Source organism: Natronomonas gomsonensis, assembly GCF_013391635.1.
Classification (GTDB): domain Archaea; phylum Halobacteriota; class Halobacteria; order Halobacteriales; family Haloarculaceae; genus Natronomonas; species Natronomonas gomsonensis_A.
Genome location: NZ_JACAWU010000002.1, coordinates 1,257,201 through 1,282,668 on the forward strand (window position 1 = coordinate 1,257,201; position 25,468 = coordinate 1,282,668).

Sequence of the window (25,468 nt, forward strand, 5' to 3'; positions counted from 1 at the left end):
AGGGTCGTTCGGAAATCGAAGATTTCCGTGATGACGAGACGCCTTTGGCGTCTCGAACCACTTGACCCTGAGACAGTTCACTGACTGCGTCTGTTCATCTCGTGGCCACGGGCGAATACCGAGGGCTCAGCCCAAGGGCTCCGTGAGGAGACGTACGACCGGCGGCCACGTTGAACCCACTTTGTCTCTGATGGTTCCTCGCCGTCATGCATCCACTTGCAGAACTGCTTGATCGACTGTTTATAGTCGGTGAGCGCCGACTCCGACGATATTCCGGAGCGATAACACCAAAATCCGTGGGGCACACAGCCCACTCGATGCCCTCCACCCGCACGCTCATCATCAGTCTCGTCGTCGGCGTTGTACACGCTACAGGATTGCTCGCCGTTGCGCTCCACCTCGGTTACGCAGTCAGCCCGGGAGAGTACTCGACCGTTGGAATAGGCTGGCGATACGGAGGCCTCGTTCTCGTAGCGGCGCTTCCGGTGTGGCTCGCACTCCGGTACCGACTCGCCACACCGCTCGTTGCACTCGCCATCACGACAAGCTACGTTCTTGGGATGGAACTCCTGCCGCCAGGACCGACGTTTCGCGATGCCGCCGAACTCGAGGGGCTTGCTGAACCCACCGGTATCACGATCGTAGAGGATGGCCTCTACATCGTCCGATACATCGTCAACGCATCGGTCTGGACGGTGGGATTCCTGTTTCTCGGCCTCGTCGAATACGTCAGCCGAAGCACCTGGAACGCCCTCCCGACCGGCCGTGAGGCAATTCCATGGCTGTCGATTCCGGCCTCACGTCAACGAGCGGTAGCCGTGGCAACGGCGGGCGGCATCATCCACGCAGTGGTCATGGTGTGGTTCGCCGCCAGACTTGGCGTGACGTTCTCCGGTGGGAGAGAGTGGACGCTGTATCTCTTCGGAGCAATCGGCATGTTGATACTCGCTGCTGTCCCGCTGTATCTACTTGTTCGTCACCGACTGCTCGCCCCGGCGACGCTTCTCACGTTGTTCATCCTGCTCAACGTTCAGGCCGAGTTCACGGCGAGTGTCGAGGATCCTCACGCGCTCTACTTTGGTGCCTGGTTCCTGTATCTGGGGATACTGCTCATCGCTGGCGGTATTGAGTACGGTTTGCGTCGAATCGATATCTATCGGCGGGTTGTGTCTCGACTGTGAGTACTCACCCAAGTTTCGTCGTGGGCGTTCTCCTCCGGTGACGATAGCGGCTCTGTCGGAACCCATCTTTCAGCGAAAAAGTCAGTTATTTACTGGGATTGGATTGATCCAGAATATGGGTCTCCGTAGTTTGGTCACAACTCACCTTCCAAAGGCAGCAATTGCATCGGCCGTGATATTGGCCTTCAACGCCTACACGGAGGGAATGGCTACACCGGTACGGCTCGGTATTGAATTTCTACTCTATAGCACCGCGATTTTCATTGGGTTTGTCGTTTTTGACATCATTTCAGATTCAATATCGGATGTCCGAAAATCGTGAGCGATCGACACTACTCGAATGGACCCACTTCATCGAGCGAGTTCTCCACCATATCGGCGGGAGGATCGAGAAAGCGATTCCACACTATCCGCCACCGGGTCCATGAAAGACCAAGGAGAGTCCACAAATCGGCTCTGTTGAAAACACAACCTCCAGACACACCATCATACGTACATTAAGTTACTGACGAGTACGCACGTCCCTGCCACGTTGTGTTTTTCGGACAAACATTTATCCCTAGCTGTGATCCTTCTCACCCATGGGAATCACAGACGTAATCTTGGATTCGGACCTAGATAGAGACAAAGCGAGAAGCTACAGAAACGGATTCGCAGCGGCTCTACTTGCTGGGTTTATTGTTCTCTCGTACCAGTACTGGGTCATAGGCGAGTTAGCTATCGAGATACTGGGCATCTTCTTTTCTGCCGCGTTTGTATTCATTATCTCACATGCCATCTATTCTCGCGGTCGGTGAGTTCTCTGGACGGCCCACAGCGATTTAGCATGTCCCATTACGGAGGATCCCAAGAGAGCCGAACTTACGGAGAGTCAGGGTCTCGAGAATGGCCAAGGCTTGATGAAATGATTCAATTAATGTATCCCGAATTCAACCAGTAATTGAACTCATATGCCCTCCAGACGAGCGTTCCTGACCACCGTTGGGACTGCCGTCCCGCTCGCACTGGCCGGGTGTCTCGACTCTGCCCAGCGCGTCGAAGGATACGTACAATTCAAGCTGATAGACGGCCTCATAGAGGAACAAGGCGAGACTACTGAAGTCTCGATTATCCACGTCGATGCCAGCTACGAAAACGGTGCACCTCCGAATCTCGTCTACCTCAACGAGGAGTGGACAGATCAGTTTCCAATACCCCGAAAGCCGACCGTGTCGGATTCGCTCCACGAGAGGCTTACCGAACAGTTCGATTCCGTGCGCTATGTAATCGGCACGACCAGCCCCGAGTGGGCCGAAGATGACGAGTCGGTCGGCAGTTTCAACGTTGCGACGACACGGGAGAACTTCAACCGAGTCCAAGTCCATACCAAGGTTACCGCCTCCTCCGATGGCACATACCTCACCATCCACTCGGTCGATGGCCTCTGGAACTTTGATTAGAATGACCGGTAGCTATTATAAACACACGTCAAAACTCGTAACACCATCCTGGAGTTCTAGTTAATATGAATCGGACGGAACTGTTTCTCGCTCTGATAGTGTTCCTTTTAGCAGCGCTTATATACGAAACTGGGGATGGGACTACGCCAGAATTCATCGTGATTCCAGTGCTTCTGATACTCTTCGTAATCCCAATCTATGCTATTGGTGCCCTCATAATTGAGAATGTAATCAACGGATGAGCACGTTCACCGAATGGTTGTTTCATCCGTCTTGTTTCCGGAGGCGGTCAATTCGGTTCCCTAACGGTGGGCGGCTTTTGAAGATCGTTCCGACCCCACCAGACGGTATGTCGAGGTTCTGTTCGGTCGCCATACGTTCGAGTGCGTCCGCGACAGTCGCTGCCCCGACCCGGTCGGCTGCATCGTCGTCTCCGCGCCGAACTGCCCGCCGTGCGGCCCACAGCACTGGTAGCCAACCCACAAGCGCGAGTCCGATTATTATCACATACCCAAGTGTCGAGCCCCACGCGAGTGTTGCTACGCCAACGACGAGGAACCCGAGCAGTGAATAGACCTTGATCGCCCGGTGATGATGTGCAACGCTCCCGCCGTTCACCGCCAGCAGCGCACTCAGCGGTTCGTCATCGAATCGTTCCAGTACGGACGCAGAGACGTACAGGGACTGTTGTCCCGGAAGTCCACGGAGATGGATCTCTAGCGTCTCGGTCGCATCGGTTAGGATTCGGGCATCGTCCACGTCCAGGCTAGCGCGTGTACAGAGAGCTTCGATCCTATCGCGCTCCTCCTGCGTCGGAGCACGGGTCGATCGGAAGACCCTGAAGAGAACCGACGTTACGAACGGGAACAGCAGTACCAACAGTATGAGCGTCACTGGAGCCACCCCGAGATCCTCACCCATTACAATACGCCGGAATGGGACGAACACGACGGTCAGAAGGACCGTCAGGAGGAGGGCAAACCGGCCAGCCCGACGGATGGCTGTCCACGTCGATAGTTCGATATCCCGAGCCGTTCGTATTGCAGGGACGACAACGGTGTAGGCAGCGAGCGTCACGCTGGCCGCCGAGAGAAACAGCGCGAACTGCGCCGCAACATCACCGGCGAGTGACGATACTGCTGGCGGGGCAGATTCAGGGAGGAGTCCTGTAACGGTGTTTCGGGCGGCGTCATCGGTGCCTGCGGCGATAAATAGAAGACTTGCGCTCACAGCGGCTGGAATCAGGGTGATGAGGAGGCGACGAAGCCACACGGTCGGAGCGGATGTCCGGAGCGCGAGTCGAGAGAGCACCCAGTATACTGGAAGTGTGACAGCGAGGAACGCGATCACTGAACCGAATTGGAGGGCAAGGGACATAGACAGGCGGTAGTTAATCAGGAACTGTAAGATATTCGCTTTCGCGGCTACGATCGTGTAATAGAGAAGGTCTCATTTACGGATAGACAGTTAAATCGAATTCAAACCAGTTCCCGTCGTAGATCGCGTACATATTCGGAAACGTCGTGTACTCAGCATAGTCACTGTGTGCTCCAATGTGGCTTGCAGCGTTGAGTTGCGTGAGTACTGCTTCGAGCCCGTCTGACATCGGTGGTGACTCTTCATAGAACCCAGAGACTGGTCGTCCATCTGTTGCCGTTTCGAGTACCTCTGTCGCCTCACTTGAGAGCGAAACCGTCGAGAAATCGACTTCGAGAACGGTGTCGTCTACGTGTTGCTCGTATTCAGACTGAGAGTCTCCGATCGGCTCGGCTGTGAATGTCCGTTCGGTTACGGGAACAGCATTCTGTTCGGCTCGGGCCTGGAACAGATGGTCGTTGTGCTGGAGATACTCGAACGGCGGTGATGGGACGAAATCGCTCTCATCGGCATCCAGATGATGGTGATACAGCACACCACGAGAACCTGGGTTCCGGTCACCGACATCAATCGCAGGGTCTCGATCCGCGGCAGCAGCTTCCATTGCCCGCTGGAGTATCTGCTGATCCAGATCGGATAGCGACGTGACTGGTACCGTTGTCGATTCGACACCGTCGGACTGGTCCGGATCTTGGAGGTCGAGGTAGAATTCCCACCAGTTTCGTTCGACGGTTTGGACGGTCTCGACATGGATTCGGTAGTATCGGTCACCGTCTGTGGCGAACTGCGGTCGTTCCCGCTGCTCGGAGCCGAACTGATATTTGTAGGCCAACTCGTAGTTAAGTACCGTCACGGAGCCACTTGCAAGCAGATTGTCGTAGACCGTTTGTTTGTACTCGTCGGGGTAGTCGATAGCGAACTGCGCTCGTTGTGCCGTTGGATCCGCCCACAGGAACTTCGCGTACGGATTCTCGACCGGGTACGCACTCAATCGAAAGCGACTATTTCCGAGCGAGAAACAGCCAGCGGCACTCGTGACACCCGCTGCACCGAGTGTTGTCAACAACGTCCGTCGAGTATATTGCGTACTCATTACTTGCTCACTGATTACCGATATTGGGCCCCAAGCGTCTCCGTCTGACAGATCTGTTCATGTGGAGGGTAATGCTTACTCAATATCACGAGTATCAGACTCTTGCCAAGCAGCGTGTTTCAATGCCCCGATAACTCAAATCGGAATTGTGCTTATTGGTGTAATGAACCCCCATCAATCACCGTTACTGCTTAAGAGAAGCGCAATTCCTGTCACAGAAACTGACACTCCAAGAAGGATTAAGCCGAGGTATCCAACAGCTATCGACCCCATGTCCTGAATGGCCGAATTGTACTGGCTGGTCGTATGCAGGAACAGCAACAGGGTACCCACGATACTGAGTAACAGTCCGAGTGCGTTCATTCGCAGTCCGATCTTTTGCATGCTATTGCCACGTTCACGTCTTGTATCAAGTCTTAATTTTTTTGTGTCACGTATGGTATCCGCTGAACAGGTACATCTGATCACATACGGTGAGTAGGATAGGTGCACCTACTGAATCGATGTTCGTTATGCCGCATGTCTCTCGAATTATCAACGGGACCTGGGAGAAGCTAGGGGTAGTATATTAGCACGTCTACGTGACTTCTCTCACGGCAATAGTCGTGGGCTTTTTCCTCGAATCTCTGTAAACTCACACATTAAACGGAAACCTGGCTCATTCGTCCGCTCACGACGGTGATGGAAGCAGTTCCGTGAACTCGTTGTTGGCTGTCTCACTCACACCAGCGACACTGCCCTCTGAACGGTAGATATAGGTTGTACAGTTATCCTCAACTGAGGGTGAATGGGAGAAAATTAAGTCATAGCGGTAACAGCGCGGAAACCCACCCCTTCAGGGGTGGGAGGAAGCGCGTCCACTCAGTGCGACAACCCACCGACTACGGCAGGGCCGACTCCCCAATATATTTGAATCATATAGTATCCATTTGATGTATGGAGAAGCGTCGAACTGTCCCCGTGAAACTTGACGTGGATAGTGCCGACGCCGCACTCCTCGAAGAGACCATCGACGAGTTCCTGTGGGCCGCCAACTACGTCACGCGCCACGCGTTCGAGGGTGAATACGTCACGACAAGCAAGACGACGCTCCACGACGACACCTACAACGTTGTGCGCGACAAGACGGCGTTGCACAGCAACCACGTCCAAGCCGCCCGAAACAAGGCCGCCGACGCCTGCAAGAGCGTCGTCGAGAAGTGGAAGCAAGGAACGAACGCGTCGATGCCTCACTTCACGAGTCCACACCTCGTGTACGATCACCGCACCGCCACCTTCCACGACGACTACGTGTCGCTGGCTACCGTCGACGGCCGCATTGAAGCCGACTACGTGCTTCCTGACGATGAGCGAGAGACGCCCCATGCGGAATATTATTTCTCGGACGAGTACGAGACAACGGGGGCGGAACTGCACTACTCAAATGGCAATTGGATGCTCCACATCCACTGCAAACGGGAAGTGGAGTCTGACACGCCGGACCAGGATGCCACCGAGAACGGAACGGTTCTCGGGGTAGACCTCGGCGTCCGCAACCTTGCCGTTACCAGTACGGGCACCTTCTGGACGGGTGCCGAGTTCGACCACTGGCGGCGTGAATACGAGAACCGTCGCGGTGACTTACAGGCGCATGGCACTCGGTGGGCGCACGAAAATATACAGGCGGTTGGACGGAAAGAGGAAGGTCGGTTCAAACAAACGCTCCACCGAATCAGCAATGAGTTAGTCAGCGAAGCCCGCGAATACGGGTGTTCGGTGATCGCGTTCGAGGATTTGAGCGACATTCGTGACCGCACTCGTGCGTCGTGGGGGCACAAGTGGGCGTTCAACCGCCTGTACGAGTACGTCGAGTACAAGGCCGCCGAGTACGGTATCGACGTAGACCAAGTAGACCCGGAGAACACGTCGCGGCGGTGTTCTCGCTGTGGGTTCACGCACCCAGATAACCGTGAGAGCGAGGCGTTCGAGTGCCTGAAGTGCGGGTACGAGAACCACGCTGACTACAATGCTGCGAAGAATATTGGACTGCGGTATCTCCGTCGCAACCAAACCGGGGGCGACGGAGGGGCATCCGTAGGCATTGCCCTGAACAGCGGGATGTTGAACGCGAATGGAGGATATGTGCCTCCTGCCGAAGATTCGGCCAGAGCGGGAGTCCATGCTGAAAGCCCACCCCTTTAGGGGTGGGTCAGCTTACTTCCCTACCCACTCGGGCTGATTAGTGGAATTTTACTGTGGATCGGATTCCTCGGCTTATTTTTTCGCGGACTCGTTGCCGCGTGGGAAGAACGAAAATCGTCTACATCCTCGGTCTGATACCGTATCTCTGAATGCGGTTGTCCCCGAGACATTCGTAGTTCTAACTACCGGTTATTTCAGCCAGGAATATCTCAAACTAATATCAATCCAACTGAGGCGGGCTCTCAAATCGAACTTCACCAGAGCCATCCAGATAGATATTGCTCTCGGAGACAGATCCGGAATAATAGGTACACGCTCTGTGTACACGTCGGGCCCGAGGGTAACAAATAATTTTCTACCAGTTCGCTCTTCATGGTATGGTACGTCGGTCGAATTACCTAACGATGTCAATATCGGAAGAATGATTGTTAAATTATCAAAATAATATTAATATGGACCGGAGGACGTTCCTATCGACAGCAATTGTCGGGTCAGGTACACTCTCAGGATGTCTGTCGACGATCCCGTCGTTGGACTCAGATACCTCCCTGCCGGACGTTCCCACCGGAGCGTGGACACAGTACGGAGCCGACGGCACGAATTCGTTCGCATCGAACGTATCCGTGCCATCGGAGGGGAATCTGGCATGGACGTCGAAGGCCTTCACACGCTGGCAACCCGTGGTTTCAAACGGGACTGTGTACACGACGAACTTCGACCCCAGCAACGACGGGAGTGCAATTGCACTCGACGCCCAGGACGGCACCGAACAATGGCGGACCACCCTCAACGCCAGCGGGGACAATGGAACTGTCGTCGTCGACGATCGATGTCTCGTGGCATACGACACCGAACTGGTGGCACTCGATCCCCAGACGGGTGAGCGGATCTGGACGGAACCGACAAACGGCCTCGACAACTGGGAATTGCTCGTCGCAGACGAAGCCACCGGAACCGTATTAGTTGCTTCCGAGAGCGGTATCGAGGCATTCAGGGCAACTGACGGGGAGAAACACTGGGAAACCGACACGGTCCGCCAACTTGTCCGTGCGCCTGCAGTATACGCTGGGAGTGTGTTCGCGGTCGGTAACGTGGATGGAGCACCGGTTCTCGTTGCGTTCTCACTGGATGACGGCTCGGAGCTATGGCGGAGTGAACTCACGTCCACGCCCGAGTCCGCTGCGCCTGTCGCCACCCAGGAGGGAGTGGTCGTCTCCGAGGACCGAACGCTCGTCGTCTACGACAGGGAAACCGGCGACCGGCGCCGCGAACTCCACTCGTTCGGCGAGGGTGCTTCTGGAATCCCGCAGACGGTTGCTGTTGCCGACGGAACCGTATTCGCTACCAGCGCCTCCGGCGCCGTCGCGGTCGACAGCGAAACTGGAACGGAACGATGGCGTCGCGACGCTCCAGTGTATGACCCGGGAATCTGTGTGGGAACCGAAACAGTCATTGTCCCGATAAACGACCCCGAATTCGCACCTGGGAAGAAGACAATCAGTGCGTTCGATTGCGAATCAGGAGAGATGCGCTGGTACTACGCATTCAATCGGTCACCAAATGTGATGACACCACCTGTGCTAGTTGATGGAGCCGTATTCTTTACCGCCAGTACCATGGATGGTCTCGGGGCGCTCGGTGACGTACCCACACGAGATAGCTAGCCTCGCACCGTCCGCTCTCAGGAGTTCGTTCTGCTGCGGCGATGCGGCGGGTATCTCTTGTCCCGGCAGCCAGTATTTCGACGCCCTGGGTATCTACACTGGCAGTTTCGTGTCGGTACACGATGCAAACGGCAGATCCGTGGAATTTTCGATTGAAGTATGCTCGAGGCAGTTCATCGTGTACCACAGACGGTACTTACTTTTGCGATGGTCGAGCATATCAAACGATGACAGCCCCCCAACAGTATGAACTCTCTGCGATCGACCTCTCGGGAAGCCAATATACGGTTGAGCAGACTGGCCGCGATAAGAACTTTCGACCAGAGTACGAAGCGACGGACGTTACAGGCGACACGATTTTTCGCACCACATACCAGATGTACGAAGAAAACGACGAATTTCCCTTCGTGGATGCTGACGGTACTGAGATCTGTCGTGTGAAAGCTATCGATACGTGGGATATCGCCGGTGATTATCTCCTCACGGACAGCCAGACCGACGAAGAACTCCTTATCTTCGACAATGACTTTTCGTTGTTGCAAGATACCTGGCGACTCCGCGATGTCGACGATGGGTCGCTGCTTGCGACGATCAACTCACGTGGCGCACTCATCACCCTCGCACGGACGTTCCTGCCGGCCGGCGAAGGGATCGCTCACCAGTACGAGGTAACTGATTCAGCAGGCAATCAAGTCGGCTCTATCGAGGGTGAATTCGCTCTGTTTGCCTTCGATCAATACGAGATTACGCTTACCGATACAAGTTCGATCCCGACCGAGCCAGTCGTGATCGCAGCAATCGTCATCGATGCGATTCAGGGAAATTGAGTTCTCGACACAAGTCCCATTCACAGTACCCGAAGTAGCCCGTGCTACGCTGCCGTGACGTCTTCGAGTTCGCCGAGGTAGGTCTTCCGCTGGACGGTTCGCTCGCCATCTTCCGTCCCCACCGAGAGGCTATACACCCGCCCACCCATGACGCCCGTCAACTGATCGTCGTCGGTCTCGACGAAGAAACCACGCTTGCCCTCCGACTCGGGGACCTGGAGGACGGTGCCCGTCCGTGATACCTCACCGCCGGAGCGGTCAGACAGATACGAGATCTCAACACGGTCGCCGCGTTCAAACGCTTCGAACATATGCTCATAATTCACCTGCCCCGAAATAAAACTGTAACAATGACGGACGAAGTCAGAAGGCGGACGCCATCGATAGACTTGAAAACGAACGGCCCGTGTTGACTCTTCATTCGGCCGACGTACTGGGAGGTGGAACGGTCGGCGTCACCAAGATTCACCGAGAAACGTATCGTGAACACTCAGGGCCTCGATTCCGCGCCAGCGTCCTCTTCGACGAGTTCCGCGAAGTTCCGCAGAAACGTCTTGTCGTCGGTTTTACCCGCGTGGGCTTCGACGAGCAACGCCTCTAAGCCGTCCCGTGAGTGATTACATCGCTCTTTGTCGCAGGGCTTACAGAGGTACTCGAATCGCTTGCCGTCACGGTCCCAGCGGTCGCCGTACTTGTCGTACTCCCGCGCCGCCGATCGCGAGACGGTGTCGCCACAGGCGATGCAAACGACCGAATCGTCGTCGGCGTCAGTGGTGTTCCAGCGTCCCATCGGCATCACCGTCCCTCGTCGAACGTCTCGGTCGACACACCGGCTGTCGAAGGCGACCACATCGAACCGCGACGCTCGGGGAAAGCGTTCGATCGCTCGGCGCGACTCCTACCGGCTTCCACCGGGTCGTTTTCGTCGAACCGCATATCTAGATGGAGACCCGCTACCGCGGAGTAAACTACCCCACCCTACTCCCTCGGCGCTCCGCGCCTCGGTCCTTGAGGGTGGGGCTTTGATGTGGACTCCCAGCAATCAATCGCCAGCAATCGGCTGGTGATTCTCGCCGTTCAACGTCCCACCATTTATACGCAGGTCTACTTCTGCGTCTCCGCTCCCCGGCTTGGGCGAGGAACGGAGTCTGTGTGTCCGCTTTCGAGCGTACCGTAGCCCGATATTTTTCGCACCGTTGTAGTCCGCGTTCACCTCATACCCACACTTCTGGCACTCAAAGTGTTCTCCGTGGCGGTTATTCTCGTGTGTGAACCCACAGTCCGTTCGAGAACAGCGTTGGGATGTGTGATTCGGCTCGACCTGTTCCACGGAGACCTCCTGTTCAGGGGCTTTGTAGGAGACGTACTCAAGCAGGCGTCGGAACGCCCAGACGTGGTGCCACTTCGCGTGTGGAAGCCGCTCTCGAATGTCGGTTAAATCCTCGAACGCAATCACGTCGCAGTCGTGAGTGAGGGCTTCCTCGACGAGTTCGTTGGCGACCGTGTGGATGTATTGTTTGCGCCAGGCTTCTTCACGCTTCCCGAGGCGAAGCAGGGCCTTGTGTGCGGCCTGCGTGCCGCGCCGTTGCATCTCGCCACGTCGCTTCTCGAACTCACGACACCAGTGGTCGTAGTCGTCCCCCTGCCAAAACGTGCCGGTTGAGGACACAGCGAGGCTATTGACGCCGAGGTCGATACCGAGGACCGTTTGGTCGGGGTGCCCGGTGTCTTCCGAAACCTCATCGTCACCGTCTGTTCGCCGCGTCGAAAGGTTGAGATAGAACTCGTCAGTGGCCACGTCGTACCGAAGCGTACTCTCGCGGAACTCGTAGTTCTCGGAGAGTACGTACCGCTCGTAGGGCGTCGGACTGTCTGCCGGGAGAACGAACGACGGTTCGACTCGGCCCTCAACAGTTGCCAGCGACACCTTGTTCCGGTAGAAGGTCGCGCTCCGCGTGTCGTAGTCCATCGTTTCGGCGGTGAACGTCGGTTGAGAGACGCGCTGTCCCTTTTTCCACCGTTCGACACACGCTTTGACAGCTTCGACAGCGCGTTTGATAGCGGCTTGGACAAGTTGGGCCTGTAGGTCTGTCTCCTCTCGAAGTTCGGAGTAGAGCGCGTCACGGACCTCTCGTTTGTTGGTCTTACACTCGGTATAGGAGGTGTCGGACCAACAGTAGTCGGCGGTTCGGTTCGCGCAGTACAGGTATTGCTCGGCGGTTCGGTGGAGTGCGTCGCGTTGCTCGTCGGAAACGGCGATTTTCACGACGGCGGTTCGACGCACACCCATGTTTTCAGAGAACACCCGACGGTAGTTATAGACTTGGGAGTCGATCGGTCATAGTGTGGCGGTTGTGTCGTCCCATGTCGGTTTCCTCCCCGACCTACTCGCTCACTCCGTTCGCTCCTTGAGGTTGGGGGCTCCACCTCGAAAGTGCTGATCGATATCCTCTTCGTCAGCGTATTTCAGGATCGCTCGTGCGGGCCGGCCGACTTCGGTGACCGTCTTGAGGTCGATGTCGTGTCCAGCCGCGATCTCCGTGGCCGTCCCATTGATTCTGGTTGCACGCGCTTTGGCATTGTCGTACCAGTCCTCAGCCGCTGGTAAACCGCCGGCCTCTACGTCCATCACCGAGTTAATCGGATTGATGACGTAAATCGCAGTGAGGGTCGCATCCGAGAAGTTCTCGATTGCATACGTGAGCGCACGCTCGGCAAGCGGCGACCCGTCGAAGGCGATGAGAACGTTCTCGGGCATACGAAGAGCGTTTGACCCGAACTGAAAAGAGTGTACTGCTCAGAACACCCCGTGTAGGAACTCCGTCAAGGCGTGTCTCTGTTACACGTGATTTTTCTGGCTGTTCGGGTGCATCACTCTCCGTCCAGCAGGAACGACCGGACGTCGGGAGCCGTCCGCGTTGGGTCTTCTTCCATCGGGATGTGGCCTAACCCCTCGTAGACGACGAGTTCGGCACCAGCGATTTCGCGGGCGAACCGCTCGCCGTGTGCCGGCGGGATGATCTCGTCCTCGCTGCCCCACAGCACGAGCGTCGGCGTGTTGACCAGCGGGACGTCGGCGCTCCGATCGCCGGTCTGGACGTCCAGATCGGCGATCGCGTCGCGGTTGCCCGCCCGCAGGAGTAAGTCGTGATAGCGAGTCACCGTCTCGGGTGCCATCCGCGCAGGGTTGCCGTAGGCCTTCCGCACAGCGAGCATCGTCAAGGTTCGTGGCGTGAGGTGTCTGAGTGGCCACGAGAGCGGGCCGAGGTCCCGTACCCGTCGCAGCCACCGCGTCTCCGTGCGTGGATAGCCCGCCGCGCCGACCAACACCAGACGGTCAACGCGGTCGGGGTAGTCAACCGCGAATCGCCAGGCAATCTCGCCGCCCCGGGAGCTACCAGCCAGCGACGCCCGCTCGATGCCAACGGCGTCGAGGAAGGCCGCGAGAAAGTCGACGGTCTCCTGGATGCCGTTGTGTCCCTCCGGGTGGGGGCCAGTGAGGCCGAATCCAGGGAGGTCGAGGCTTACGACCCGTATCGTGCTGGCGAGTTCCTCAGTCCACCCCTCCCAGGTATGGAGCGACGAGAAGACCCCGTGACAACACACCAGCGTCGGCGCGTCGGGGTCCTCGGGGCCGACATCGCGGTAGTGAACGGCCAACCCGTCGACGGTCACGAACTCTGAATCCGGATACGTGTACCGCTCGCGGAGTATCTCCGGCTCCCGGTCCGATTCGTAGCCCGCATACAGCGCCAGACCCAGCATGCCGCCTGCGACAGACCTGCGAATCCACCGGCCGAGTCCCCTCTCGTGACGCCCCGTTTCGCCGTCCCCGTTATCCGGCTGTCTGGGGACCAGGTTATCCATGACGCTACCACGGCCACTGCTCACAAGTGCTTAGGGGATTCAACTCCGGGAAAACCCCTGCCACTACTGTCACCCGCTTAATCACAAAAGAGATAATGTACTAGACCACGACTACTCACTTGCACGCAGGTCAGTTCTGTGTCCCAACCACCGTGCTGCTGTGTGCCAGCCCGGTCACGTCGTGTGACCGGATTCGTACTACCGGCTGTCAGCCCAATCGATGAACAACGACCCAATCGAAGACCCCCAATCCGCAGCAGTCGAGCAACTCGAGCGATTCGGGTTGAGTGCGTACGCCGCACGGACGTTCGTCGCCCTCGCGAGTCTGGGGACGGGAACGGCCAGAGACATCAGCCAGGTGTCAGACGTACCACGTACCCGCGTGTACGATGCAATCGACGAATTACACGACCGGGGACTCGTCGACATCCTCCAGTCCTCACCCAAGCAGTTCTGGGCGATTTCTGCCGAAACTGCAAGCCGAACCTTCGAACACGAACTCCAAAACCGGACTGACGTCCTTCGGGCGGCACTAAGCGAGATCGAACCCGTCGAACGACGAGCCGAACAGCGAGGCGTCTGGACGGTCGATGGACAGCGGTCGGTCACGGAGCGAGTCATCGAATTCTTCGAGAACGCGGAGGAGGAAATCGTCTACATGACTGTCGAGGACCTCCTCACGGACGACCTAATCGACGCGTTGAGCGAGGCCGCAGCGCGTGGTGTCTCCATCAAACTTGGCGGCGTCTCGACAGCTGTCCAAGAGCGCATCCAAGAGGACATCCCCGGAGCGACGATGTTCGAGTCGCTGTGGGTCTGGTCGGATACCTCCGCGGGCCGACTCATGATGATCGACGGGCGAAAGACCCTCGTGAGCGCACTCGTCAACGGTACGGACGCATCGCCATCCGACCCGCGGTCGGAGACCGCCATCTGGGGTGAAGGCGACACGAACAGTCTGGTCGTCGTCTTGAAGGCGATTTTTACCTGGCGACTCGCTACGGAGAATCCGGAATGATGAAACCTACCGAATCCTCACCGTGCAGTACCTATCACATGGATATACGAACTGAATCACGCCGACACACGCATTGGTGGTATCACACATGACGATACCGAATCGACCAGGGGACGGCGAGCCAGCTCCTGATTCGCACAGTACGATTCAGACCGAGTTCGACTGGGAGTCGGTCACTCCAAGTACGGCCGTCATCGAGACGATAGCCATCGCAGCAAACACGGACCCCTCTGAAATCGAGCCACTGTACGACTCTGTCGACTCGGAAGCCTTGGACAGGCTTATTCAATCGACTGGGACACGCCCAACCAATGGCGGCACTACCGTCTCATTTGCTGTCTCGGAATACGAGGTGAGCGTCCACAGTGACGGGACTGTCGCCGTTCGCCACATCACAGAAGAGGCCTGAGACGGCCCCATAGGTGGCGCTGGAGTAGCCAGCGTCTCAGTGGATACGCCGAATACGTTGATACCGTCGAAGTGGCCGACGGCCGTGTCTCGTCTCTCGGATAATCAAAAACCCATTAATTGTGAAAAGTGACGAGTTGAAACGGTAGCGGTGTCCATCTATTCGGAAGATGAACGACTTTGACGGAGTTATGCACGCGCTATCGGACGGGCGCCGCCGACAGATACTGATTGCACTCCGTACGGACGAGGAGGTCCGTCCGTTCTCCGGTGACGGAGACGAAGGGGACGGAGCGATTCAGCTCCATCACGTCCACCTCCCGCTGCTCGAGAAAAACGACCTCGTCGTGTGGAATCGGGAGACTGGCACCGTGAACAGAGGCGACGATTTCGAGGCCGTCGAATCCATACTCACAGCGTTGGACGCCCAACGTGACGTACTACCCGACGACGACCTTCCGGAGGAGGGACAGATATGTTAGGGAGTATCAAGACCTTACTCGGCCGACTGCACACGGGAGCCGCCGACGGGGGTGCCGACGGGTGGCCACAGGCCCACACGCCGGTTAGCGAGGATAGCGGGAGGCCGGAGGACCCCGCCACGGACGACTCTGCGGCCGCCCAATCACCGCACCTGTACAACTGTTCGTCGTGTGACCGCATCTACGTGGCCACCGACAAACGCACGTGTGCTACGTGCAACACCGCCGTCGACCGCGTCGAACAAACTAGCTAAGTGGGATATTCGTGGCCGAGTTCGTTCGCTTTGCATCGGCTTCTTTGCCCGAGATGATTGTAACCCATCGAGTTACAACAGGCCGTTGTATCCGGTCCAGTTATCGAGTAGCATCCGCGTTCCGAGAACCCCACCCTCTTGAGCGACATCGGAGTGATGGTTCGAGTGACAACCTCTATCCGTATCCCGGCACAATTGGTAGTCTAGCCCATTCAAACGGGCCGGTTGGGACACAATGAACGCATCCGAAAACATCGAAGAGGCGATTGAAGTACTCCAGCAACTCGGGTTGAAAGAGTACGAGGCGCGGTGTTTCGTCGGCTTGTCACAGGTAGAGACAGGGACGGCGAAGAAACTCAGCGAGTTGACCGAGGTGCCTCGAACCAGGGTGTACGACGCGATTCGGGTACTGGAAGCCCAGGGCCTCGTCGAAATCCACCATTCGAGTCCACAGCGATTCCGCGCGGTTTCCCTCGAAGAAGCGACCGAAACGCTCCGCGACCAATACGAGGCCCGCGTCGAACGACTTCAGGACGCCCTCGACACCGTCGAAATCGTCGACGAAGGCGACGAGGAACCCGTCCAGCAAGTGTGGTCGATGTCCGGAAACGACGGCATCGAAAATCGGACGGAAGAGCTCATCGACGCGGCAGCCGACGAAATCGTACTCGTCATCGGCGACGAGTCGCTACTGACCGAGGACTTCGTCGGTACCCTCAACGAGGTCGAAAGCGGCGTCGAGTTGCTCATCGGCGCACTGACTGAACCGCTTCAGGAACAGATTCAAACCGCCATCCCTGACGCCACGACGTTCATATCGGGCCTGGAGTGGTTACACGGCGAAGACTCCACCGAAGACGAAACCGCCATCGGTCGGCTGTTGCTAATCGACCGCTCGACCATTCTCGTGAGTTCGATTATGCCCGTGGCGAAAGAGGAAAAAGCAATCTTCGGAGAGGGGTTCGGAAACGGTCTCATCGTAATCGCCCGCCGACTCATGTCACAGGGACTGTTGACCGAGCGCGATCCCGCCTCGTGAGTCCTCTGCTGCGCCCGCCAACTGGCTCGTCCAATCACCGAACGTCATTATCAGTGACACCCTGACGCTCGTTGCGGATTTCTGATTCGAATGGTTCTAGCGTGAGGTACTCGCCGTTGTCGACCGTGACCCAGCACTTGCTGTAGACGAATCTGAGACGGGCGCCTGGTCGCGAGAACTCCTCACCCGGCGACCCGAACAGCGAATCCAACGCAGCAGGTTCGAGAACGTCAGCGAGCGGCCGGAGCGACCGTGGGTCACGACCCTCGACGGCGCTCACCGCACGTACGACAGCCGTACTTATCGATTCGTTCGGCCCGATCTCGTACTCCATACTACCGTTTCGTGGTAGACAAGCAAAACGCACTTGATTTTCACCCGAATCATCAAAACACTACGTTAAGCTAGTCGGTGCCGTGAAGGTGGCCGCGCCTACTCGGCGAGCGTCCGACCACTCGCTGTCTCTCGGTGAAATAATTGCGTCGTACCGCAAAATCACGCTAAATAACTAACCATGGCCAGGCCCCATATCGATGTGACCATGCCACTGTATATGGACGTTCACAGAGATGTCGATGCAAGCGTCGATGAGGTTGTAGAGGCTCACAAAAAGGATCTCGAGACCCAGGAGAAACACGGTGTGAAATACCTGAATTACTGGGTGGACGAAGACGAGGGGGCCGTCTTTTGCCTCTTTGAAGGCCCCAGCAAAGAAGCCGGTGAGAAGGTCCACAAAGAAGCCCACGGTCTCACCGCGGACGAGATCTTCGAAGTCGAACAGGGCGAGTAAATATTGACGACCGAGACGCCACTTTTGACGACTTGCCAGACGTATTCCCTGTATTCCACAGTCCGGCCTCAGTTCGTGAAGAGTTCAATAGAGCCGACCGCCACCACTAGCTCATGACCGCTTCACAACCCACCAACGACCTCGCCGCGACACTGGATGACGGAGATATCGCGCTGGGAATACTCGATAACACGTACAGTCCGACGCTCGTGGAGTTCTACGGTGAACTCGGCGTCGACTTCATCTGGCTGGATTTCGAACACGGCGGACCGGACCCGTGGAATGCGAGTCAGATGGAAGACCTGCTCCGGGCAGGCGAGCGGACGGACGTGGAGTTACTCGTCCGGATTCCCGATACGGAGCCCACGCTCGTCCGGAAAGTACTGGACCTCGGCGTGAGAAACGTGTTCCTGCCCCGGGTGGAAACCGCCGACGAAGTCCGCGAGGCGGTTCGATCCGCTCGATTCCGGTACGACGATGGCCCCGGTCATCGAGGCCTGGCGTCGCCACGCGCTCGCCGCTGGGGGCTCGCTGAGGAGTACGTCGCGACCGAAGACAGAGAGACCCTCGTCGGTGTGACCATCGAGACCAAGGCGTCCGTCGAGAACCTCGACGAAATCCTGGCCGTCCCGGAACTGGGCTTCGTCTTCATCGGCCCGCTCGACCTCTCGGTGTCGCTCAGCCATCCCGGCGAAATCGACCATCCGGATGTGCAGGACGCCGTCGAGACGATTCGGTCGAAGGCTGTCGATGCGGGCGTTCCCGTTGCTGGTCTCGGGTTCGGGATGGACGATGTCAATGAAAAAGCGGCGAACGGCTACCAGATGCTGAATCTCGGGAGTACGACCGGGGCGCTCGAGCAGACGGTCACTGGCTGGTTCGATGCCTACGAAGGGACCGACGCTTAATCCGAACGACGGCCGGGACGAATGTCGTGGAATTCACCATTCGTGAAAACCGTTACCCGGCCGTCCTCTTCGCTGAGCGTGAGCGCCGCGAGTACTTCCTCGCGTGTTGAAGTTTCCAGCGCACTCATGTGACGGGCACCCATCCAGCCTGCAAATTGAAGGTCGTCGTTTCGTCGGCCTTCAGCCGCAGAGAGTTGCTTGACCCGAACCATCGTCTCCTCGATCGTGCCATCGTTGTGAACGACGACTGCGCCATCGCGGGACAGCGCGACCTCTCGTGCGGTCTCGAGAAACACGTCGGTCTCGGCAAAGACACTCGCACAGTCCTCGACCGGCCAGCGGTTCGCTCCCATTGGAGCCGCGAATTCGGTCTTGGAGTCACGTTCGACGACGAAATAGAGCCCGGGGCCACGGGCGCGGGGGTCGTCCCATCGCTCGAACCCGAGGCTGATGTCCTTGAGACAGCCCTCGATTCGTTCGCGTATCGCGTCGGTGTCTGCACCAGCAGCTGTCAGCTCCGCCGTCGCAAAACTGGGGATGGGCTCAGTCATTCCGTTCACACTAGAATACGGCTGCCGAGAGGATAGTAGCCCCGAATTTCTCAGTGAGACGGTGTGCTGAGTAATCGGGTGAATCACCCGTTGCGCCGCAGTGAATCCGCGGACGCCGACGTACTTCGTTCCCTGAGTACCCGCGCGTCCCGCTCGGACGCCGAACGTCCCGCCACCGTGTTGACTCGAGTACCCAACCGAGAACGAAACCGAACATCCTCGGCCGACTACCTTTCTACAGCGAGAGAGTCCCGTCGTTCACGACGGGGAGGATGTCATACCGGGTCGAGTTCCCCCTCGTCGTCGGTGATGAGGTCCTGTATCTCCTCGTCACGCCGCTGTTCTGCAGCAGTAATCTGTTCTTTGGCATCGACGGCCTGCTGTTGGAGTTCCTTGACGCGCTGGATGTCGGTCACGTTCGACAGCAGCACCGCCACGGAAATCACGTCGCGAGCCCTCCGTGGGTCGTCACCGGCGAGCACTTCGTTGCTGTCGGTTTCGGCTTCGAGCCAGCGCCGACCGCTTTCGACTCCCTTCCGGGATAACACCTCCGGGGGCCCGGAGACGACAGCAAGCGACCGCTCGGCCGACGACACGGTCGACGGACAGGTCAGCCGGGACTGAACGCTTTTCTGGACGAGGCTGCTGATCTTCGTCGCCGAGTCGGTGCCGTCGGTGTCGGCCGGCGAGCTGCCGCGAAGTCGGTCGAGTAGCCCCGTCCGGTCGGCTGCGCGTCGTTCGGCCTCGGCGTAACCGATGACGCTGAGGCCGCCGGTCGCGAGGGTTCGGCGGATGTCGCTGGAATCCATCGCGTTTTCCGAGACCTGTGAGCCGTCGATTTCGCCGGCCGAAAGGAGCGTCGCCACGCGTTTGGCGAGTTCCTCGTTCGTCGATTCGTACCCCGCCTCGACGGTGTCACCGCTCTGCCGCCAGGCGTCGTTGTCGAAGAGAATGAGGTTCTCGGTGGCGTCCGCAAACGACTGTAACGACCGGGCGGCGTTCAGCGCCGGTCGACCACCCTCCTCGGTGCTCGGGAGGACACCCAGCCCGTACACCGGTTCGTTGTACGTCTCTCGCAGCGTCTCGGCCAACACCGGCGCGCCGCCGCTGCCCGTGCCGCCGCCGAGCCCAGCCACAATGAGGAAGGCGTCGATGGCGTAAATCGGGACTCGGTCGAGTGCACGCTCGATTTCGTGGGCGTCCTGGTCGGCGATTTCGGCGCCGAGATCGGGGTCGCCACCCGCGCCGTGGCCCTTCGACCGGTGGTCGGTTTGCCCGATGAGAACTCGGTTCTCGTCGGGGACGTACTCGAGCCGTTCCAGGTCGACCTTCGCGGAGTTGACGGCGAGCGCGGCGCTGGTCAGCGTCCGGCCGGTTTCGCGTTCGAATTCGAGGAGTTTGTCCGTAATCTTCGACCCCGCGTTCCCGAAGCCGATGAGGGCGAGTTTCATCGTCTCCAGAGGTCGCCCTCGTTTCGGCTTAGTTAATTGCTAGCTATCGGCTTACTCGCCGACTCGAGAGCGAACTCTGACGGCGGGACGACGACACGAGACCCGATGAGAGTGACTGGATGCCTGAACGTCTGCGGACGCCGACTCGTTTGCTCCCGTTCCCGACTCGCCAACCCGTTCTTGTTCATTTGTTGCAATTCCCATATGGCTGTTTGACAATCCGGGTTAACGACACGGGTTTCTGCATAGAGAGTGATTTTATATCCACCATGTTCACGCGAATGGATGTTTCGTCGGGACATGGTGGGACGAAAGATGACCTCAACGCCACAGCCACTGTCGACCGATACAGCCTTCGAGTTACTAGCCAATGAACAGCGACGGAGGGCCCTCCGACACGTCGCTGACAAAGACGGACCCTTAACGGTTGACCAACTCGTCGACGCGCTCCTGGCCGACACCACTCACTCGGCCGATTCGGACACGACGCGCGACCAACTCGAAATCAGTCTTCACCACACCCATCTACCGAAGCTCCACGATGCGGGCGTCATCGAATACGACCCGCAGCGCGAAACGATTCGGTACCACGCCACCGACATCGTCGAGGAGCTACTCGAGCAGTGTTAGTGGAAATCACCGCACCTGCCAGCGTGCTGGGGCTTCTCGAGAACCGACCCCTTCCGGAGGGGACCGAACTCGAGTTCGAACGAACCGCGTTCGGGTTCGATGGCGGGCCCCACTCGCTCGTGGTAACTGGCGACGATGTTGCGACCGTGACGCGCTCACTCAGAGAACGGCCGGCTATCGACGGCGTCACGGCCACGAGCGACACCGAGACAGTGTTTCGGGTGCGTTTCGACACCACCATGCCGGAGTTACTGGCGTGTATTCGAGAGACTGACGGCACCATTCGTTCGGCGACCGCCACGACCGACACCTGGACGTTCGAGGTCCGGTTCCCGAGTACGGACGCCTCCTCTCGGTTCTACAGGCGGTACGACGACGAGAGCCATCCGATTACCGTCCGACGCCTGAACCAGCAGGGAACGACCGACCGACACTCGAACGGACGGCTCACGGCCGACCAGCGGGATGCGCTCGCTCGTGCGGTCGCCGCGGGGTATTTCGAGGTGCCCCGACGGACGACACTCGTCGAACTTGCAGACGAGTTGGACATCTCCGATACCGCGGTTTCACAACGAATCAGACGTGGGGTGGCGAACGTGCTTCAGGGCTCGGCGTTGGCGTCCGAAGCGGATGACACTACTGTTCACCACGACGACTGAGGCGTGGACGACTGGGGGCTCGGGCGCTCAGGGTTGTTTCTCTTTCCAGTCCGTTTCGAAGCGTTGCTCGAAGGCATGTCTCAAACAGTTCTCAAAAACCACCGAGTAGGGTGGTTCCGGCGTGTAGTGACAGAGAGGTTGGGACCAGTCTGCGGCCACACGCCATATTATCCTGCGTGCCACTCCCACATAGATGTACTGTGATTAATCGGGTTAATCTACTCAGAGAGCTGGTGGTTCGACGCCTCTAATCGGTGCTACCGGCGAATATCGTAACTATCCGAGTTACAGCCAGTGAGCACGAAACGACGTACTAAACACCTAGGGGATAAACGAACCGCTAGCGGTTGAGGTTGGGACCAATGGATCATACGTCAAAACAAGAACAAGCGATTGGATTGCTCCAGGAACTTGGGCTCAAGGAGTACGAGGCCAAGTCGTTCGTGGCACTCACGCGCCGGCAGAGTGGTACGGCGAAAGACATCAGCGAGACCTCCGAAGTTCCCCGGACGCGCGTCTACGACGCGATTCGGGTCCTCGAAGAGAAGGGGCTGGTCGAGACCCAACACTCCAATCCACAGGTGTTTCGAGCCGTCTCGATCGACGAGGCCATCAACACCCTTCAGGCGGAGTACACCGAGCGCACCGAATCGCTCCGTGACACGCTGCGGGGGCTCGAACCGGTCGAGGACACAGAGTCGACGGACGTCACCCACGAGGTGTGGATGCTCTCCGACGACCAGGGAATCACGAGTCGGACGGAGCAGTTAATCGAGCAGGCGGAAAAAGAAGTGATTCTCGTCGTCGGCCACGAGAGTATTTTCACCGACCGCCTGGCCGAGCAGTTGGGGGTGGCCCAAAGACGGGGCGTCGACGTCATCGTCGGCACCATCGACGAGGCGCTTCACGCCGAGATTCAACAGTCGCTCCCCGACGTCGAGGTGTTCGTGTCGGAACTGGAGTGGTTGAGTCAGTCCCCATTACCGGACGACGACACCGAAATCAGTCGGCTGTTGATGGTCGACCGAGAGGCGATTCTGGTGAGCTCGTTCACCGAAACCGAAGCGGAGCGACGAGAACACGAACAGGGCGTGTTCGGTACCGGGTTCGACAACGGTCTCGTCACAATCGTTCGGCGGTTGATGGCCACCGGGTTGCTGCTCGAGAACGACCGAGGAGATACCGGCACCTGAACAGCCCGCGCCGACTGCGGCGCTCAGGTGAGCCGCCAGAGCAACGACCTTAGTTTGTAGCTCACCGACCCGTTCTGGTAGCCCCGCCAGCCGCTCATCCCACCGCGCAACGTCACCGCATCGTATCCCTCCTCGTTCAGCAGGCTGGTGGCGCGTTTCGCGACGACGCCCATCTTACAGATGACGATCACCTCGCGATCCATCGGGATGTCGTGGAGGTGCCGGCGGAGCGTCGCGTCGTCGCCCCCGCGTAGGTCGTCGTAGACGGCGACGTTGTGGCTGTTCTCGATGGCACCGGACTGGAACGAGCGTTCCGGGCGGATGTCGAGGAGGAACGGGTCGGCATCCGTGGCGGAATCGAGGCGGTCGGCCAACTCGTTCGGGCGAATGTTACTCATCGAATAGAGATTGTACTCGCGATACAAAACCGCCCCGTTTCGCCCGCTTTCGTGTTCGCGAGTTCAAATCACACCGCCCGCTGTCTACTCGTCGTCGACGGGACGGCGGTCGGGAATCAAGTCGAAATCGGGTTCGATGTCGCCCAACACGAGCAGGGCGTAGTACCGCAGGTACGCGAGCACTGGGACCTGAACGAGCGCCGTCAGGACGATGACGGCGACGACGAAGATGGCTGCGAGCACCCCGATGATGACGAGGCCGGCCGGCGAGAACGACAGCGTCAGGTACGTGATCCCACCGAGGATGGCAAACGGTATGGCCACGATGACTGCGCCGATACCGACCACAATCGACAGCAGGAAGGCGGCGACGATACCCAGGCCGAAGGCGACGAGTGCGTAGGCGATGTACTGCTTCCACGCCGATTTCACCGACGTCCAGAGTCGACCCCACGCGGCGAGGACGCCGCTGTCGTTTTGAATCATGAGGGGAACGACGAACGCGGTCGTGAAGGCGTCGATGACCCCGTAGACGAGCGCCGCGATGAAGATGAGCGGAATCCCGATCAAGAAGGCGGCGATACCGGGGGCAGCGTTACCGGTAAGCAGCGGCACCAAGAGAAGCGCCAACCAGCCGACTACGAGCAACAGGAAGGGAAGACCGATAGCGAATCGGAACCCGAACAGTCGGAGCCCCTGTCCCCACCGTCGATTCCAGTAGCGCCGAATGGACACCTCGCCGCTGCGAAGCGATTCGATGAAGACGAACTCCATTATCGACCCAATTATCGCGAACGCGAGGCCGATGACGAGAAGGACGGCCACGACGAGGCCGACAATCAGAAGGAAGTCGTCCGGAAGCGTCGAGGGGATGCCGTCGGGGAATTGCCCCGGCTGTTGCCCCGGCGTGTCGCTCGGCGTCCCACCGGTGTTGAAGTTCGCCGTCGGCGCACTCGTCGTGCCGCCGATGAAGAACGCGACGATGGCGAGTTTGAGCCACCGCCGCAACTCGAACGGGAACAGGAACTCCCGTGTGACATCTATCGCGTCGCTAACGTCGTCGATGGCATGGAGGGCCATACAGAGATAATCGGCGACATCCCCGATAGCGCTTTGGGTGATTCTCACTCGCCAAGACGGGACTCGCTGCCGACGGCGTCGAGGATGTGTTCGCGAAGTACGTCGCTGGCGAGCGATCCCGTGACGTGGCCTTTCTCGATGGTCCTCACAGAACACTCATAGCAGGGCCGCTGGGTGTCGAATTCGATGATGCGGTCGTAGCGAGCCAACAGCGGACGGCAGTCGTCGGCCTCGATAGCACGAAACTCGGCGCCGAAATCCAGCGTGTCCCGGAGCTGTTCCGGTCGCGATAGCGCCGAATCGGCGGTTAGATGCCGATACGCCGACGTGACGAACATCTCACCGAGCGCCGCCCCAGCCAACAGTGGTACGTAACGGTCGGCCGACCCGAAGCAGACGCGGTGGAGATTCGTCACCCACCCACCGAGGCTGATACCCGAGACGACCGGCCGACTCCCCACCTGGTTGATCTCCTCGACGAGCGCCTCGGTCAGGCCGCTCGCCGCCGCGAGCATGCCGACGAAGTTCGCCAACTCGCCCATCGACTCGACGTACTCGCGGTTCGACCCGTCGTGGAACGGCGCCCGGACGACCACGACGTTGGCGGGCACGTCGATGTCGGGGCCGGCGAACAGCCGCCGGACGGAGTTCGAACTGAATCGGCCGAAATCGAATGGCCGCTCCCCGCTACCGTGATGGTAAACGAGCGTCGGATACTCAGCACCGAGCCACTGCCAGGGCATGTAGGCGGCCTCGAAGGGACCGAGTGGCGTCTCGACGGTGACCGTTCGCTGGCCGGCACGGGTGATGTCGTTCACCGTCGCCTCGGCGTTCGCCGCGACACCGACGAGCGGAGGCGACTCGGCGGACCGACCGAAGAATCGCCGCTCACCCGCCAGTAGCGCACCGAGTCTGACCGTCGCTACGTCGGCGAGTTCGTGGTGGTTCATTCGGTCAGCCTCCTGTCTCGGTTGGCAG

Annotated in this window: 30 protein-coding genes and 1 pseudogene; 18 read left to right on the forward strand and 13 right to left on the reverse strand. The window is 58.6% G+C overall.

Going from position 1 to position 25,468, the window contains the following annotated elements; all coding sequences use genetic code 11:
* Positions 1-317: 317 nt before the first annotated feature.
* The 4 genes from HWX69_RS14985 to HWX69_RS15000 all read left to right on the forward strand — a co-directional run bounded on the left by HWX69_RS14985 (position 318) and on the right by HWX69_RS15000 (position 2,862).
* Complete coding sequence (locus tag HWX69_RS14985) at positions 318-1,181, forward strand: hypothetical protein (protein ID WP_178917858.1); 864 nt, start codon at positions 318-320, stop codon at positions 1,179-1,181.
* Positions 1,182-1,762: 581 nt separating this feature from the next.
* Positions 1,763-1,978, forward strand: coding sequence for a hypothetical protein (locus HWX69_RS14990; RefSeq protein WP_178917859.1), 216 nt, complete (start codon positions 1,763-1,765; stop codon positions 1,976-1,978).
* 153 nt (positions 1,979-2,131) lie between these two features.
* Positions 2,132-2,620 carry a hypothetical protein gene (locus HWX69_RS14995; RefSeq protein ID WP_178917860.1) on the forward strand — a complete coding sequence of 163 codons (489 nt, stop codon included), beginning with the start codon at positions 2,132-2,134 and terminating at the stop codon, positions 2,618-2,620.
* Positions 2,621-2,685: 65 nt separating this feature from the next.
* Positions 2,686-2,862, forward strand: coding sequence for a hypothetical protein (locus tag HWX69_RS15000; protein ID WP_178917861.1), 177 nt, complete (start codon positions 2,686-2,688; stop codon positions 2,860-2,862).
* 22 nt (positions 2,863-2,884) lie between these two features.
* Here the strand turns inward: HWX69_RS15000 and HWX69_RS15005 are convergent, their stop codons facing one another.
* Both HWX69_RS15005 and HWX69_RS15010 read right to left on the reverse strand, forming a co-directional pair.
* Positions 2,885-3,997, reverse strand: a complete 1,113-nt coding sequence (locus tag HWX69_RS15005) for a M48 family metalloprotease (RefSeq protein WP_178917862.1) — start codon at positions 3,995-3,997, stop codon at positions 2,885-2,887.
* 76 nt (positions 3,998-4,073) lie between these two features.
* The gene (locus HWX69_RS15010) at positions 4,074-4,988 is read right to left on the reverse strand and encodes a hypothetical protein (protein WP_178917863.1); all 915 of its coding nucleotides are present in this window, start codon (positions 4,986-4,988) and stop codon (positions 4,074-4,076) included.
* Between the two features lie 727 nt (positions 4,989-5,715).
* Here HWX69_RS15010 and HWX69_RS15015 point away from each other — a divergent pair.
* The 4 genes and pseudogenes from HWX69_RS15015 to HWX69_RS15030 all read left to right on the forward strand — a co-directional run.
* Positions 5,716-5,835: pseudogene (locus HWX69_RS15015) on the forward strand (IS5/IS1182 family transposase); the annotation flags it as partial.
* Between the two features lie 191 nt (positions 5,836-6,026).
* Complete coding sequence (locus HWX69_RS15020; RefSeq protein WP_178917864.1) at positions 6,027-7,271, forward strand: RNA-guided endonuclease InsQ/TnpB family protein; 1,245 nt, start codon at positions 6,027-6,029, stop codon at positions 7,269-7,271.
* A 452-nt stretch (positions 7,272-7,723) separates the two neighbouring features.
* Entirely contained in the window at positions 7,724-8,935 is a 1,212-nt protein-coding gene (locus HWX69_RS15025) for an outer membrane protein assembly factor BamB family protein (RefSeq protein WP_178917865.1), read from the forward strand.
* A 227-nt stretch (positions 8,936-9,162) separates the two neighbouring features.
* Positions 9,163-9,762, forward strand: a complete 600-nt coding sequence (locus HWX69_RS15030) for an LURP-one-related/scramblase family protein (protein ID WP_178917866.1) — start codon at positions 9,163-9,165, stop codon at positions 9,760-9,762.
* A 44-nt stretch (positions 9,763-9,806) separates the two neighbouring features.
* Here HWX69_RS15030 and HWX69_RS15035 read toward each other — a convergent pair whose 3' ends face one another.
* The 5 genes from HWX69_RS15035 to HWX69_RS15055 form a co-directional block, all read right to left on the reverse strand.
* Positions 9,807-10,073: a hypothetical protein gene (locus HWX69_RS15035; protein WP_178917867.1), complete on the reverse strand. Its 267-nt coding sequence runs from the start codon at positions 10,071-10,073 to the stop codon at positions 9,807-9,809.
* 179 nt (positions 10,074-10,252) lie between these two features.
* Positions 10,253-10,558: a DUF7562 family protein gene (locus tag HWX69_RS15040; RefSeq protein WP_348643031.1), complete on the reverse strand. Its 306-nt coding sequence runs from the start codon at positions 10,556-10,558 to the stop codon at positions 10,253-10,255.
* Positions 10,559-10,804: 246 nt separating this feature from the next.
* On the reverse strand, positions 10,805-12,052 hold the full coding sequence (locus HWX69_RS15045) for an RNA-guided endonuclease InsQ/TnpB family protein (protein ID WP_178917868.1): 1,248 nt from the start codon (positions 12,050-12,052) through the stop codon (positions 10,805-10,807).
* A 102-nt stretch (positions 12,053-12,154) separates the two neighbouring features.
* A complete protein-coding gene (locus HWX69_RS15050; protein ID WP_178917869.1) occupies positions 12,155-12,520 on the reverse strand; it encodes a universal stress protein in 366 nt (121 codons plus the stop codon).
* A 113-nt stretch (positions 12,521-12,633) separates the two neighbouring features.
* Positions 12,634-13,629, reverse strand: a complete 996-nt coding sequence (locus HWX69_RS15055) for an alpha/beta fold hydrolase (protein ID WP_178917870.1) — start codon at positions 13,627-13,629, stop codon at positions 12,634-12,636.
* A gap of 220 nt (positions 13,630-13,849) precedes the next feature.
* On the opposite strand from HWX69_RS15055, the gene HWX69_RS15060 reads away from it, so the two are divergent.
* From HWX69_RS15060 to HWX69_RS15080, 5 genes are all read left to right on the forward strand, one after another.
* Complete coding sequence (locus HWX69_RS15060) at positions 13,850-14,647, forward strand: TrmB family transcriptional regulator (protein ID WP_178917871.1); 798 nt, start codon at positions 13,850-13,852, stop codon at positions 14,645-14,647.
* 88 nt (positions 14,648-14,735) lie between these two features.
* A complete protein-coding gene (locus HWX69_RS15065) occupies positions 14,736-15,056 on the forward strand; it encodes a HalOD1 output domain-containing protein (RefSeq protein WP_178917872.1) in 321 nt (106 codons plus the stop codon).
* A gap of 190 nt (positions 15,057-15,246) precedes the next feature.
* Positions 15,247-15,537, forward strand: a complete 291-nt coding sequence (locus HWX69_RS15070; RefSeq protein ID WP_178917873.1) for a hypothetical protein — start codon at positions 15,247-15,249, stop codon at positions 15,535-15,537.
* Positions 15,531-15,791: a hypothetical protein gene (locus HWX69_RS15075; RefSeq protein ID WP_178917874.1), complete on the forward strand. Its 261-nt coding sequence runs from the start codon at positions 15,531-15,533 to the stop codon at positions 15,789-15,791. Before HWX69_RS15070 ends, HWX69_RS15075 begins: the two co-directional genes overlap by 7 nt.
* 235 nt (positions 15,792-16,026) lie before the next feature.
* The gene (locus HWX69_RS15080) at positions 16,027-16,830 is read left to right on the forward strand and encodes a TrmB family transcriptional regulator (RefSeq protein WP_178917875.1); all 804 of its coding nucleotides are present in this window, start codon (positions 16,027-16,029) and stop codon (positions 16,828-16,830) included.
* Between the two features lie 34 nt (positions 16,831-16,864).
* Here the strand turns inward: HWX69_RS15080 and HWX69_RS15085 are convergent, their stop codons facing one another.
* Positions 16,865-17,164, reverse strand: coding sequence for a HalOD1 output domain-containing protein (locus HWX69_RS15085; RefSeq protein WP_178917876.1), 300 nt, complete (start codon positions 17,162-17,164; stop codon positions 16,865-16,867).
* A gap of 219 nt (positions 17,165-17,383) precedes the next feature.
* Here HWX69_RS15085 and HWX69_RS15090 point away from each other — a divergent pair, with 219 nt between their 5' ends.
* Positions 17,384-17,620, forward strand: a complete 237-nt coding sequence (locus tag HWX69_RS15090) for a DUF4242 domain-containing protein (RefSeq protein WP_218644801.1) — start codon at positions 17,384-17,386, stop codon at positions 17,618-17,620.
* Between the two features lie 113 nt (positions 17,621-17,733).
* On the forward strand, positions 17,734-18,528 hold the full coding sequence (locus HWX69_RS15095) for an HpcH/HpaI aldolase family protein (RefSeq protein ID WP_178917877.1): 795 nt from the start codon (positions 17,734-17,736) through the stop codon (positions 18,526-18,528).
* Here the strand turns inward: HWX69_RS15095 and HWX69_RS15100 are convergent.
* Together HWX69_RS15100 and HWX69_RS15105 are read right to left on the reverse strand one after the other, a co-directional pair.
* On the reverse strand, positions 18,525-19,079 hold the full coding sequence (locus tag HWX69_RS15100) for a diadenylate cyclase (RefSeq protein ID WP_178917878.1): 555 nt from the start codon (positions 19,077-19,079) through the stop codon (positions 18,525-18,527). The genes HWX69_RS15095 and HWX69_RS15100 overlap by 4 nt on opposite strands.
* A gap of 275 nt (positions 19,080-19,354) precedes the next feature.
* On the reverse strand, positions 19,355-20,530 hold the full coding sequence (locus HWX69_RS15105; RefSeq protein ID WP_178917879.1) for a tubulin/FtsZ family protein: 1,176 nt from the start codon (positions 20,528-20,530) through the stop codon (positions 19,355-19,357).
* A 315-nt stretch (positions 20,531-20,845) separates the two neighbouring features.
* On the opposite strand from HWX69_RS15105, the gene HWX69_RS15110 reads away from it, so the two are divergent.
* The 3 genes from HWX69_RS15110 to HWX69_RS15120 all read left to right on the forward strand — a co-directional run bounded on the left by HWX69_RS15110 (position 20,846) and on the right by HWX69_RS15120 (position 23,012).
* Positions 20,846-21,160: an ArsR/SmtB family transcription factor gene (locus HWX69_RS15110; RefSeq protein WP_178917880.1), complete on the forward strand. Its 315-nt coding sequence runs from the start codon at positions 20,846-20,848 to the stop codon at positions 21,158-21,160.
* Positions 21,154-21,819: a helix-turn-helix domain-containing protein gene (locus HWX69_RS15115; protein ID WP_178917881.1), complete on the forward strand. Its 666-nt coding sequence runs from the start codon at positions 21,154-21,156 to the stop codon at positions 21,817-21,819. The genes HWX69_RS15110 and HWX69_RS15115 overlap by 7 nt, the downstream gene beginning before the upstream one ends.
* A gap of 362 nt (positions 21,820-22,181) precedes the next feature.
* On the forward strand, positions 22,182-23,012 hold the full coding sequence (locus HWX69_RS15120) for a TrmB family transcriptional regulator (RefSeq protein ID WP_178917882.1): 831 nt from the start codon (positions 22,182-22,184) through the stop codon (positions 23,010-23,012).
* 23 nt (positions 23,013-23,035) lie between these two features.
* On the opposite strand, the gene HWX69_RS15125 is transcribed toward HWX69_RS15120, so the two are convergent.
* From HWX69_RS15125 to HWX69_RS15135, 3 genes are all read right to left on the reverse strand, one after another.
* Positions 23,036-23,410: a rhodanese-like domain-containing protein gene (locus HWX69_RS15125; protein ID WP_178917883.1), complete on the reverse strand. Its 375-nt coding sequence runs from the start codon at positions 23,408-23,410 to the stop codon at positions 23,036-23,038.
* An 84-nt stretch (positions 23,411-23,494) separates the two neighbouring features.
* Positions 23,495-24,490, reverse strand: coding sequence for a DUF7544 domain-containing protein (locus HWX69_RS15130; RefSeq protein WP_178917884.1), 996 nt, complete (start codon positions 24,488-24,490; stop codon positions 23,495-23,497).
* 44 nt (positions 24,491-24,534) lie between these two features.
* Positions 24,535-25,440, reverse strand: coding sequence for a hypothetical protein (locus HWX69_RS15135; RefSeq protein WP_178917885.1), 906 nt, complete (start codon positions 25,438-25,440; stop codon positions 24,535-24,537).
* Between the last annotated feature and the right edge of the window lie 28 nt (positions 25,441-25,468).

Coding starts and splice junctions, on each gene's coding strand:
- HWX69_RS14985 (WP_178917858.1), top strand. CDS start 318: ATGCCCTCCACCCGCACGCTCATCATCAGTCTCGTCGTCGGCGTTGTA.
- HWX69_RS14990 (WP_178917859.1), top strand. CDS start 1,763: ATGGGAATCACAGACGTAATCTTGGATTCGGACCTAGATAGAGACAAA.
- HWX69_RS14995 (WP_178917860.1), top strand. CDS start 2,132: ATGCCCTCCAGACGAGCGTTCCTGACCACCGTTGGGACTGCCGTCCCG.
- HWX69_RS15000 (WP_178917861.1), top strand. CDS start 2,686: ATGAATCGGACGGAACTGTTTCTCGCTCTGATAGTGTTCCTTTTAGCA.
- HWX69_RS15005 (WP_178917862.1), bottom strand. CDS start 3,997: ATGTCCCTTGCCCTCCAATTCGGTTCAGTGATCGCGTTCCTCGCTGTC.
- HWX69_RS15020 (WP_178917864.1), top strand. CDS start 6,027: ATGGAGAAGCGTCGAACTGTCCCCGTGAAACTTGACGTGGATAGTGCC.
- HWX69_RS15025 (WP_178917865.1), top strand. CDS start 7,724: ATGGACCGGAGGACGTTCCTATCGACAGCAATTGTCGGGTCAGGTACA.
- HWX69_RS15030 (WP_178917866.1), top strand. CDS start 9,163: ATGACAGCCCCCCAACAGTATGAACTCTCTGCGATCGACCTCTCGGGA.
- HWX69_RS15035 (WP_178917867.1), bottom strand. CDS start 10,073: ATGTTCGAAGCGTTTGAACGCGGCGACCGTGTTGAGATCTCGTATCTG.
- HWX69_RS15040 (WP_348643031.1), bottom strand. CDS start 10,558: ATGCCGATGGGACGCTGGAACACCACTGACGCCGACGACGATTCGGTC.
- HWX69_RS15045 (WP_178917868.1), bottom strand. CDS start 12,052: ATGGGTGTGCGTCGAACCGCCGTCGTGAAAATCGCCGTTTCCGACGAG.
- HWX69_RS15050 (WP_178917869.1), bottom strand. CDS start 12,520: ATGCCCGAGAACGTTCTCATCGCCTTCGACGGGTCGCCGCTTGCCGAG.
- HWX69_RS15055 (WP_178917870.1), bottom strand. CDS start 13,629: ATGGATAACCTGGTCCCCAGACAGCCGGATAACGGGGACGGCGAAACG.
- HWX69_RS15060 (WP_178917871.1), top strand. CDS start 13,850: ATGAACAACGACCCAATCGAAGACCCCCAATCCGCAGCAGTCGAGCAA.
- HWX69_RS15065 (WP_178917872.1), top strand. CDS start 14,736: ATGACGATACCGAATCGACCAGGGGACGGCGAGCCAGCTCCTGATTCG.
- HWX69_RS15070 (WP_178917873.1), top strand. CDS start 15,247: ATGCACGCGCTATCGGACGGGCGCCGCCGACAGATACTGATTGCACTC.
- HWX69_RS15075 (WP_178917874.1), top strand. CDS start 15,531: ATGTTAGGGAGTATCAAGACCTTACTCGGCCGACTGCACACGGGAGCC.
- HWX69_RS15080 (WP_178917875.1), top strand. CDS start 16,027: ATGAACGCATCCGAAAACATCGAAGAGGCGATTGAAGTACTCCAGCAA.
- HWX69_RS15085 (WP_178917876.1), bottom strand. CDS start 17,164: ATGGAGTACGAGATCGGGCCGAACGAATCGATAAGTACGGCTGTCGTA.
- HWX69_RS15090 (WP_218644801.1), top strand. CDS start 17,384: ATGGACGTTCACAGAGATGTCGATGCAAGCGTCGATGAGGTTGTAGAG.
- HWX69_RS15095 (WP_178917877.1), top strand. CDS start 17,734: ATGACCGCTTCACAACCCACCAACGACCTCGCCGCGACACTGGATGAC.
- HWX69_RS15100 (WP_178917878.1), bottom strand. CDS start 19,079: ATGACTGAGCCCATCCCCAGTTTTGCGACGGCGGAGCTGACAGCTGCT.
- HWX69_RS15105 (WP_178917879.1), bottom strand. CDS start 20,530: ATGAAACTCGCCCTCATCGGCTTCGGGAACGCGGGGTCGAAGATTACG.
- HWX69_RS15110 (WP_178917880.1), top strand. CDS start 20,846: ATGACCTCAACGCCACAGCCACTGTCGACCGATACAGCCTTCGAGTTA.
- HWX69_RS15120 (WP_178917882.1), top strand. CDS start 22,182: ATGGATCATACGTCAAAACAAGAACAAGCGATTGGATTGCTCCAGGAA.
- HWX69_RS15125 (WP_178917883.1), bottom strand. CDS start 23,410: ATGAGTAACATTCGCCCGAACGAGTTGGCCGACCGCCTCGATTCCGCC.
- HWX69_RS15130 (WP_178917884.1), bottom strand. CDS start 24,490: ATGGCCCTCCATGCCATCGACGACGTTAGCGACGCGATAGATGTCACA.
- HWX69_RS15135 (WP_178917885.1), bottom strand. CDS start 25,440: ATGAACCACCACGAACTCGCCGACGTAGCGACGGTCAGACTCGGTGCG.